Annotated in this window: 10 protein-coding genes; 5 read left to right on the forward strand and 5 right to left on the reverse strand. The window is 71.8% G+C overall.

Annotated elements, in window-relative coordinates; translation table 11 throughout:
- The first annotated feature begins 4 nt into the window (after positions 1 to 4).
- Positions 5 to 604 carry a 3-isopropylmalate dehydratase small subunit gene (gene leuD, locus D9V37_RS04325; protein WP_121804825.1) on the forward strand — a complete coding sequence of 200 codons (600 nt, stop codon included), beginning with the start codon at positions 5 to 7 and terminating at the stop codon, positions 602 to 604.
- Positions 605 to 654: 50 nt separating this feature from the next.
- Here the strand turns inward: leuD and D9V37_RS04330 are convergent, their stop codons facing one another.
- Genes D9V37_RS04330 through sfnG form a run of 4 tightly spaced genes read right to left on the reverse strand, consistent with a single transcriptional unit; the run spans position 655 to position 4594 of the window.
- On the reverse strand, positions 655 to 1161 hold the full coding sequence (locus D9V37_RS04330; protein ID WP_121804981.1) for a flavin reductase family protein: 507 nt from the start codon (positions 1159 to 1161) through the stop codon (positions 655 to 657).
- Positions 1158 to 2291 carry an LLM class flavin-dependent oxidoreductase gene (locus D9V37_RS04335; RefSeq protein ID WP_121804826.1) on the reverse strand — a complete coding sequence of 378 codons (1134 nt, stop codon included), beginning with the start codon at positions 2289 to 2291 and terminating at the stop codon, positions 1158 to 1160. Before D9V37_RS04335 ends, D9V37_RS04330 begins: the two co-directional genes overlap by 4 nt.
- A gap of 6 nt (positions 2292 to 2297) precedes the next feature.
- On the reverse strand, positions 2298 to 3503 hold the full coding sequence (locus D9V37_RS04340; RefSeq protein WP_121804827.1) for an SfnB family sulfur acquisition oxidoreductase: 1206 nt from the start codon (positions 3501 to 3503) through the stop codon (positions 2298 to 2300).
- Complete coding sequence (gene sfnG / locus D9V37_RS04345) at positions 3500 to 4594, reverse strand: dimethylsulfone monooxygenase SfnG (protein WP_121804828.1); 1095 nt, start codon at positions 4592 to 4594, stop codon at positions 3500 to 3502. The genes D9V37_RS04340 and sfnG overlap by 4 nt, the downstream gene beginning before the upstream one ends.
- Before the next feature lie 197 nt (positions 4595 to 4791).
- Between sfnG and D9V37_RS04350 the strand changes: the two genes are divergently transcribed.
- Positions 4792 to 5754 carry a LysR family transcriptional regulator gene (locus D9V37_RS04350; protein ID WP_121804829.1) on the forward strand — a complete coding sequence of 321 codons (963 nt, stop codon included), beginning with the start codon at positions 4792 to 4794 and terminating at the stop codon, positions 5752 to 5754.
- Between the two features lie 168 nt (positions 5755 to 5922).
- Positions 5923 to 6528 (forward strand): HU family DNA-binding protein, encoded by a 606-nt coding sequence (locus tag D9V37_RS04355; RefSeq protein WP_121804830.1) that lies wholly within the window; start codon positions 5923 to 5925, stop codon positions 6526 to 6528.
- Between the two features lie 37 nt (positions 6529 to 6565).
- Here D9V37_RS04355 and cofC read toward each other — a convergent pair whose 3' ends face one another.
- Positions 6566 to 7174, reverse strand: coding sequence for a 2-phospho-L-lactate guanylyltransferase (cofC, locus tag D9V37_RS04360; protein WP_121804831.1), 609 nt, complete (start codon positions 7172 to 7174; stop codon positions 6566 to 6568).
- Between the two features lie 53 nt (positions 7175 to 7227).
- Here cofC and D9V37_RS04365 point away from each other — a divergent pair, with 53 nt between their 5' ends.
- Together D9V37_RS04365 and D9V37_RS04370 are read left to right on the forward strand one after the other, a co-directional pair.
- Positions 7228 to 8001 carry a lysophospholipid acyltransferase family protein gene (locus tag D9V37_RS04365; RefSeq protein WP_121804832.1) on the forward strand — a complete coding sequence of 258 codons (774 nt, stop codon included), beginning with the start codon at positions 7228 to 7230 and terminating at the stop codon, positions 7999 to 8001.
- Positions 7998 to 8868: NAD(P)H-dependent glycerol-3-phosphate dehydrogenase (locus D9V37_RS04370; RefSeq protein ID WP_147455866.1), on the forward strand; the 871-nt coding region annotated here is incomplete at its 3' end. The genes D9V37_RS04365 and D9V37_RS04370, both read left to right, overlap by 4 nt.

Genomic DNA, 8868 nt, shown 5'->3' on the forward strand with positions numbered 1-8868 from the left:
CCCCATGCAACCCTTCACCACCCACACCGGCGTCGCCGTGCCGCTGCGGCGCAGCAACGTCGACACCGACCAGATCATCCCGGCGGTCTACCTCAAGCGCGTGGCCCGCACCGGCTTCGAGGACGGCCTGTTCGCCGCCTGGCGCAACGACTCGACGTTCGTGCTCAACCGCCCGGAGTACGCCGAGGGCTCGATCCTGGTCGCCGGCCCCGACTTCGGCACCGGCTCCTCGCGCGAGCACGCGGTGTGGGCGCTGCAGAACTACGGCTTCCGCGCGGTCATCAGCTCACGCTTCGGCGACATCTTCCGCGGCAACTCCGGCAAGGCCGGGCTGCTGACCGCGCAGGTCGACCAGAAGGTCGTGCAGCGCATCTGGGACCACCTCGAAGACCGTCCCGGCGCCACCGTGAGCATCGACCTGGAGACCCGCACCGTGAAGGCGGGCGACGGCGTCGACGCCATCGAGGACTCCTTCGACATCGACGACTACACCCGATGGCAGCTGCTGGAGGGCCTCGACGACATCGACATCACGCTGGGGCACGAGGACGAGGTCTCCTCCTACGAGGCGTCCCGGCCGAGCTGGAAGCCGGTCACCGCGTAGCGGCGGCTGTCTCGGCAGGCTGGTCGGTCGTCACTCTGGCCCGAAGACCCCTACCCGGCCAGCCGCCCGAACCCGCTGCGGTGGAAGACCAGCGGCGTCCCGGCCTCGCCCTCGACGCCGTACTCCACGGCGTGCAGGCGCAGCAGCACCAGCAGGTGGTCGCCGGCCTCCACCTCCTGGTGGATGGTGCAGTCGAACCCGGCCAGGCCGTCGTCGAGGAACACGGCGCCGTCGTCGGTGACCGAGACGGCCAGGTCCTCGAAGCGGTGCTCGGGCGGGCCGGCCAGCCGGCGCGCGGCCTCGCCGTGGTGGTCGGCCAGCACGGTCAGGCCGAGGTGGGCGGCGCGGCGCAGGCTGGGCCAGGTCTTCGAACCGGTGGCCACCGAGAACGAGACCAGCGGCGGGTCGAGGCTCACCGAGGTGAACGAGCTGGCGGCCAGGCCGATGAGCTCGCCGTCGACGCGGGCGGCCACGGCCACGACGCCGCTGGGGTGCACGCCGAAAGCCTCGCGCAGCCGGACCGGGTCGAGGTCCTGGTTGGTGGGGAACGCGCTCATGCGAACGGCACCGCCCCGGTGGAGCTGCGCGGGGGAGCCGGGTGCGTCCACAGCCCGCGCTCGGCCAGCACGGGCAGCACGCCCTCGCCGAACCAATACGCCCCCTCCAGGTGCGGGTAGCCCGAGAGCACGAACTCCGAGATGCCCAGCGAGGCGTACTCCTCGATGCGGTCGGCCACCTCGGTGTGGCTGCCGACCAGTGCCGTGCCCGCGCCGCCGCGCACCAGGCCGACGCCGGCCCAGACGTTGGGGTGGATCTCCAGGCGGTCCTTGGAGCCGCCGTTGAGGGCGAGCATGCGGCGCTGTCCCTCGGACTCGCTGCGCCTCAGCCCCGACTGGACCTTGGCGATGGTCTCCTCGTCGATGCCGGCGAGCAGCCGGTCGGCCTCGGCCCACGCCTCCTCGGAGGTGTCGCGGGTGATGGTGTGAAACCGGATGCCGAAGCGGACCTCGCGTCCCTCCTCGGCGGCGAGCTTGCTGATCCACTCGATCTTCTCGGCCACGGCCTCGGGCGGCTCGCCCCAGGTCAGGTAGACGTCGGCGTGCTTGGCGGCGACGTCGCCGGCGGCGGGGGACGAGCCGCCGAAGTAGATCTCGGGCAGCGGGTCGGGGATCTGGGCCAGGACGGCGTCCTCGAGCGCGAGGTGCTCGCCGCGGTAGGTCACCGACTCCCCGGTCCACAGCCGGCGCACGACGTCGAGGAACTCCCCGCAGCGCGCGTAGCGCTCCTCCTTGTCGAGGAAGTCGCCGTACATGCGCTGCTCGTGCGACTCCCCGCCGGTGACGACGTTGAGCAGCAGCCGCCCGCCGGTGAGGTTCTGGAAGGTGCCGGCCATCTGTGCGGCCAGGAACGGCGAGGTGAGCCCCGGACGGAACGCCACGAGGAACCGCAGCCGCTGCGAGACCTGGCTGATCATGGCGGTGGAGAGCCACGCGTCGTCGCACCAGGCGCCGGTGGGGGTCAGCGCGGCGTCGAAGCCGACGTCCTCGGCGGCGCGGGCGATCTGGCCGAGGTAGGAGACGCTGGCTGGCCGGCCCTGCGGGATCGCGGCCGTGCCGTGACCGCCGCCGACGACGTGGCGTCCGTCGCCGCCGTTGGTGGGCAGGAACCAGTGGAAGGTCAGTGACATCGGTCCTCAGATCTGTCCGTGGTTGGGGGGCGGGGTGCGCTCCAAAGCCCAGTGCCCCAGGTGCTGCACCTTCCACGACGCCGGGTCGTGCAGCGTGTGGGTGCGGGCGTTGCGCCAGTGCCGGTGCAGGTTGAGCGAGTCGAGCGCCGAGCGGGTGCCGGCGACCTCGAAGAGCCGGCTCGAGGCCTCCAGCGAGGCCTGCGTGGACGACGCCCGAGCAGCCGCGACGGCGAGGCTCGCGGCGTCGGCGCTCTCGGCGCTCAGGTGCGCGCCGGCCGCGTCGACCGCTGCGGCCGCCTCGCGCAGCAGCGCCTCGCTGGCGCGGACCTGCAGCTCGAGCTCGCCGAACGCCTGTACCACCAGTGGGTCGTCGGCGGCCCGCTCGACACCGGCGTCGGGGTACGGCCGGCTCTTGGCCACCACGAACGCGGCGGCCTCGTCGAGGGCGGCCCGGGCGATGCCGGCGTCGAGCGCGGCGTGCAGCAGCTGGGCGAACGCGCCGTAGACCTGCGGGCCGTCGAACGTCAGGTGCCAGGGCGTCACCTTGTCGCGCGGCACCCGCACGCCGGCCAGGCGCACGGTGCCGCTGGCGGTGGTGCGCTGACCCATGCCGTCCCAGTCGTCGACGACCTCCACGCCGGGCGCGGTGCGCCTGACCCAGGCCACGTGGAGCGGGCCGTCCTCGCCGAGGTGGGCGAGCACCGGGATCCAGTCCGCGAACAGCGCGCCGGTGCTGTAGCCCTTGACCCCGTCGAGGAGCCAGTCGCCGCCCGGCTCGGCCGGGTCGGGACGCAGCGTGGTGGCGAAGTCGCGCACGTGCTTGGTGCCGGTCTCGGACTGCGCGTTGCCGAACCGTGCGCCCGCCAGCACCTCGTCGAAGAAGAACCGCCGCTGCGCATCCGTGCCGTGGTGGCGCAGCGCGTTGACGTAGACGAAGTGGCTGTGGGGGATCTGCGCGACGCTGGGGTCGCCGGCGGCGAGCAGCCGGAACACCTCCGCCACCGTGCCCGCGCCGACGTCGGCGCCACCGAATCCGGCGGGCACGGTGATGGCGAGCAGGCCCGAGGCGGAGAGTGCCTCGAGCTCTTTCTCGGGCAGGCGGCGCTCGGCGTCGCGCGTGGCGGCGTCCTCGGCCAGCCACGCGCCGAGCTCGCCGGCGGTGCGCACCGCCGAGTCGGCGTCGAGCACGGGGACGGGGGTGGGCCTGCTCATGCGCGGGCGAGCTCCGCGGCCTCGAGCTCGCGGACGATCGGCAGCACCTCGCGGCCGAAGTATGCGACGTCCTCGTGGTAGTGCAAGAAGCCCAGCAGCAGCAGGTTCACGCCGCGTCGCTTGTACTCCATCATCCGCTCCGCGATCTGCTCCGGCGTGCCGATGAGGCCGGTGCGGAACCCGTCGTTGTACTGCACCAGGTCGGCGAACTCCGAGTCCTGCCACATGCCCTTCTTGTCGCCGGTCGACTGGCCGGCCTCCTTCACCGCCGACCCGAAGCCCTCGACCGCCTCGCGGTCGGCTTTGTCGACGATCTCGCGCAGCACGTCGCGCGCCTCGGCCTCGGTGTCGCGGCCGATGAAGAAGCCGTTGACGCCGAAGCGCACCGTGCGGCCGTGCACCTGGGCCACGTCGCGCACGTCCTGGATCTGCTCGGAGATGCCGTCGGGGGTGTTGCCGTTGGCGAAGTACCAGTCGCTGACCCGGCCGGCCATGCCACGGGCGTCGGAGGAGTTGCCGCCCTGGAAGATCTCCGGGTGCGGGCGGCCCGCGGACGCGAGGGGCTTGGGCTTGAGGTCGAAGTCGTGCAGCCGGTAGAAGTCGCCGGCCAGCTCGGCGTGCTCGGAGGTCCAGATCTCCTTGAGGTAGCGGATGAACTCCTCCGAGCGCCGGTACCGCTCGCCGTGCTCGAGCCACGGCTCGCCCAGCTGGGTGAACTCGTTCTTGAACCAGCCGCTGACGACGTTGACCGCCGCGCGGCCGCCCGAGAGGTGGTCGGCCGTGGCCAGGAACTTGGCCAGGACACCGGGCTGCCAGAGTCCGGGGTGCACGGCCGCGATCACCTTCAGGCGCTCGGTGGCCAGCAGCAGCGCGAGGCTGAAGCTGGTCGACTCGTGCTGGTAGGCCGCGCCGTAGGACGCCATGTAGCGCACCTGCGAGAGGGCGTACTCGAAGCCGTTGTTCTCGGCCAGCTGGGCGAGGGTCTTGTTGTACTCATAGCCCCAGTCGGTGCGCTGCTCGATCTTGCTCACCACCAGGCCGCCGCTGACGTTGGGCACCCAGTAGGCGAACTTGAGGGGTTCGTGGCTCATCGTGTCTCCTGGTGTATCTCGCTGTATGTGAATCAGATTGGTCGACTTTGAAGGCCGGTTCAAGGAGGTGCACCGGCGGAACTCCCGACGCGGTGATAGGCGCTGCCTCGCACTGCGATCCGGTGGTGGCCTGTAAGTACATCAACACAGTAGACTTTGTGATCGTCAGTCCCCGCGCCGGTCTGAGAGGTGGACGCATGAGGTTCGAACAGCTCGAGTACGTCGCGGCCGTGGCCCGGTACGGCTCGCTGCGTCGTGCGGCCGAGCAGCTGCACGTCTCGCAGCCCGCGGTGAGCGAGGCGCTGGCCAAGCTCGAGCAGGAGCTCGGCGTGACGCTGCTCGAGCGGCGCCGCACCGGTGCCCGGGTCACTGCGCAGGGTCGCGAGCTGCTGCAGCACATCACCCAGGTCCTGGACGCCGCCGACCAGCTGCGTGCCGCGGCCGGCGATGCCGGACGCCGGCGCAGCGTCCGGCTGGGCACCGTGAACGCGGCGACGTCCAGCGTCGTGGCGCCGGCGGTCGCCGGGTTCCACGACGCGTGGCCCGGCGTCGGCGTCGAGGTGCTCGACGAGCGGCAGGACGACGTCGTGCGCGGCGTGGAGGAGGGTGGTCTCGACCTCGGCCTGGTCAACCTCCTCGGCGACGACGACCCGCCCCCGGGGCTGGTCGCCACCACCTTGCTGAGCGGACGCGCGGTGGTGGTCCTCCCGGTCGACCACCCCCTGGCCGCACGCGAGGTCGTCGACACCGCCGAGCTGCGCGAGGAGCCGTTCGTGATGATGCGAGCCGGGTACCTCATGCATCGCTTCGCCCACCGGCTCTTCGGCGACCAGCCGCCGCGCACGACCGTCACCGCCGACGGGGCGACCATGGGCACCGCCCTCGTCGCCGGCGGTCTCGGGCTCACGCTGCTGCCCGACTACAGCGTCGTCGACGACCCCTTGGAGCGCGGCGGTGTGCTCACCTCACGGCCGGTGCGCGACGGTGCACCGGTCTCGCTCGTGCTGGTGAGTAGACCTGACCGGCGTACGCCGCTGGCGGTGCGCGCGTTGAGCGAGGAGCTGGTGCGCAGCGCCGCGGCGACCTCTGCCATGATGGTCGATCGTCAAGCAGGCAACGCGAAAGTCCACTCCGAGGAGCTTGCCGCCGACTCGGCGTGAGAGTGGCGCCACTGGTGTCACGACGCCGAGAGGCCAGAGCAGCAAGGAAACTCAGCGCCATCCTTGGCCGTGTCGACATTGTGACAAGTGCTCGGATGTGCCTAGCGTTCGCCTGACAGCACAACGGCGGGCAGTCGCCCGACGGCGTCCCACCGGAGGAGAAACGCAGTGAACAAGTCCCAGCTGATCGAGGCGCTCTCGCAGCGCTTCGAGGGCAACAAGAAGCAGGCCGCGCACGCGCTGGAGTCGGTCCTCGACACCATCACGCGCGAGGTCGCCAAGGGCGAGAAGGTCGCCATCACGGGGTTCGGCTCGTTCGAGAAGCGCGTGCGCGACGCCCGTTGGGTGCGCAACCCGCGCACGGGTGAGCGCATCAAGGCCAAGAAGACGGCGATCCCGCGCTTCAACGCCGGGGCCGACCTGAAGAACGTCGTCTCGGGTGCGAAGAAGCTGCCGAAGCTCACGCTGGCCACCGCCTCGGCCGCCGTCCCGGCTGCGGCGAAGAAGACCGCCAGCCGCACCACGGCCGCCGCCAAGAAGACGACGCCCGCCAAGAAGACGACGCCGGCGAAGACCGCGGCCAAGAAGGCCACCCCGGCGAAGAAGGCGACGACCGCCAAGAAGACGACGCCGGCGAAGACGGCGGCGAAGAAGACCGCGCCGGCGAAGAAGGCGACGCCCGCCAAGAAGACGACGCCGGCGAAGACGGCGGCCAAGAAGACCGCGCCCGCCAAGAAGACTGCGGCGAAGAAGACCGCGGCCAAGAAGGCGTAGCCCGCTCGAGACGACAGGGCGGTGACCGGGCGACCGGTCACCGCCCTTCGTGCGTCCGCAGCGCCTCGGCGGTGCGCGGACCGACGCCGAGGGCGATCGCCTCGCGCAGGTCGTCGGCGGTGTCGACGTCACGCCGCAGCGAGCGCACCTCGAGCGTCGACGGCGCGTACCCGGCCTCGACGTGCGCGGCGAACGAGTCGGCGCCGAAGCGGGGTGTGAACCCGGCCGCGGCTGGCACGGCGAGCAGCGTCGAGCCGGTCCCGGCAGCGTCGGCCACCACGGCGCCCGGTCCCTCCACCGCCTCGAGCGCAGCAGTCAGCTCGCGCTCGCGCAGACAGGGCAGATCGCCCAGCAGGCAGGCGATCGAGGCATCGTGCGGCAGCTGCTCGCGTGCGCGCAGCAGGGCGCGGTTGAGGTCTCCCTCGCCGAGGTCGGGCAGCCGCTCGCAGCCGGCGATCGCGGCGAGGTCCTCGTCGTGCGTCACGACGTAGGTCGCGTGCACCGCGGACGACGCAGAGCAGGCTGCGAGGGTGTCGAGGGCGAAGGCGCGCATGAGCGTCTCGCGAGGCAGTCCGAGGAGCCGCGACTTGGCCCGGTCGAGCGGCTTCACCGGCACCAGCACGTCCCAGCGCTTGGCAGAGGGCACACCCGATCCTGGCAGTAGGCTGCAACCGGTTCACGATCGGCGAGAGGACCCGGGTGGCGCGGCGACGCAGGCTCGACCAGAAGCGGGGCTGGGCCTTCGGGTTCGCCGCCGACGTGGTCAGGCCGACGCTGACCGTGCTGACCAGACGCGACTGGCGCGACGGGCTGAAGATCCCCGCGTCCGGCGGCGTCGTGCTTGCCTGCAACCACCTCTCGCACGCCGACCCGCTGACGCTGGCGCACTTCGTCTACGACCATGGCCGGATCGTGCGGTACCTGGCCAAGCAGGAGGTCTTCGACATGCCGGTGGTGGGCACCATCGCCGCCAGCGCCGGGCAGATCCCAGTGGCGCGGCTCTCGACCGACGCCTCGCGCTCCTACGACGCTGCGGTCGAGGCGATCCACGACGGCCAGGCCGTGGTGTTCTACCCCGAGGGCACCATCACCCGTGACCCCGACCTGTGGCCGATGCGCGGCAAGACCGGCGCCGCCCGTGTCGCGCTGACCACCGGCTGCCCCGTGGTGCCGATCGGGCACTGGGGGGTGCAGGAGCTGCTGCCGCCCTACGGCAAGCCGCATCTGCTGCCACGCAAGACGATCCACGTGAAGGCCGGCGACCCGGTCGACCTCGACGACCTGCGCGAGGGTCCGGTGACCTCGCCGGTGCTGCACGAGGCGACGGCGCGCATCATGGCCGCGATCACCACCATCGTCGAGGACCTGCGAGGCGAGACGGCACCGGCCGAGCGCTACGACCCGCGCGCCCACGGTGTGCGGCAAACCGGAAACCCCCACGAGAAGTCGCACGAGAAGAAGGAGTCTTCGTGAGCCGCATCGCCGTCCTGCCCGCCGGCTCGTGGGGCACCACGTTCTCGATCGTGCTCGGCGACGCCGGTCACGACGTCGTGCTGTGGGCTCGACGCGACGAGGTGGCCCAGGCGGTCAACGCACGCCACGAGAACCCCGACTACCTGCCCGGCATCGAGCTGCCGCCCAACGTCTCGGCCACCAGCGACGTCGAGAAGGCGCTGGCCGGTGCCGACGTCGTCGTGCTGGCCGTCCCCTCGCAGAGCCTGCGCGCGAACCTCGCCGAGTGGGCCGAGGCGATCCCGCGCGAGGCGGTGCTGGTCTCGCTGATGAAGGGCGTGGAGCTCGGCACGCTGGACCGCATGAGCGAGGTGATCGCCGACGTCACCGGTGCCGGTCCCGAGCGCATCGCGGTCGTCAGCGGCCCCAACCTGGCCAAGGAGATCGCTGCCCGCGAGCCGGCGGCCTCGGTGGTGGCGTGCGCCGATCTCGACGTCGCCCGCCGGCTGCAGGACCTGGTCCACACGCGAGCCTTCCGGCCGTACTCGACCACCGACGTCGTGGGCTGCGAGATCGGCGGCACCTACAAGAACGTGATCGCGCTGTGCGTCGGCATGGCCGCAGGCCTGGGGTTCGGCGACAACACCACCGCCTCGCTCATCACGCGTGGCCTGGCCGAGACGGCCCGGCTGGCGACGGCGCTGGGGGCCGACCCGCTCACGCTGATGGGCCTGGCGGGTCTCGGCGACCTGGTCGCCACCTGCTCCTCGCCGCTCTCGCGCAACCGCACCTTCGGCGAGAAGCTGGGCCAGGGGATGGGCGTCGCCGAGATCACCGCCGAGCTGCGCCAGACCGCCGAGGGCGTGAAGTCCTGCGCCTCCATCCGCG

Source organism: Nocardioides mangrovicus (genome assembly GCF_003674065.1).
Taxonomy (GTDB): Bacteria; Actinomycetota; Actinomycetes; order Propionibacteriales; family Nocardioidaceae; genus Marmoricola; species Marmoricola mangrovicus.

Excerpts from the sequence above, each read along its gene's own strand:
- sfnG (WP_121804828.1), bottom strand. The coding sequence starts at position 4,594 with ATGAGCCACGAACCCCTCAAGTTCGCCTACTGGGTGCCCAACGTCAGC.
- D9V37_RS04350 (WP_121804829.1), top strand. The coding sequence starts at position 4,792 with ATGAGGTTCGAACAGCTCGAGTACGTCGCGGCCGTGGCCCGGTACGGC.
- D9V37_RS04330 (WP_121804981.1), bottom strand. The coding sequence starts at position 1,161 with ATGAGCGCGTTCCCCACCAACCAGGACCTCGACCCGGTCCGGCTGCGC.
- D9V37_RS04335 (WP_121804826.1), bottom strand. The coding sequence starts at position 2,291 with ATGTCACTGACCTTCCACTGGTTCCTGCCCACCAACGGCGGCGACGGA.
- D9V37_RS04340 (WP_121804827.1), bottom strand. The coding sequence starts at position 3,503 with ATGAGCAGGCCCACCCCCGTCCCCGTGCTCGACGCCGACTCGGCGGTG.
- leuD (WP_121804825.1), top strand. The coding sequence starts at position 5 with ATGCAACCCTTCACCACCCACACCGGCGTCGCCGTGCCGCTGCGGCGC.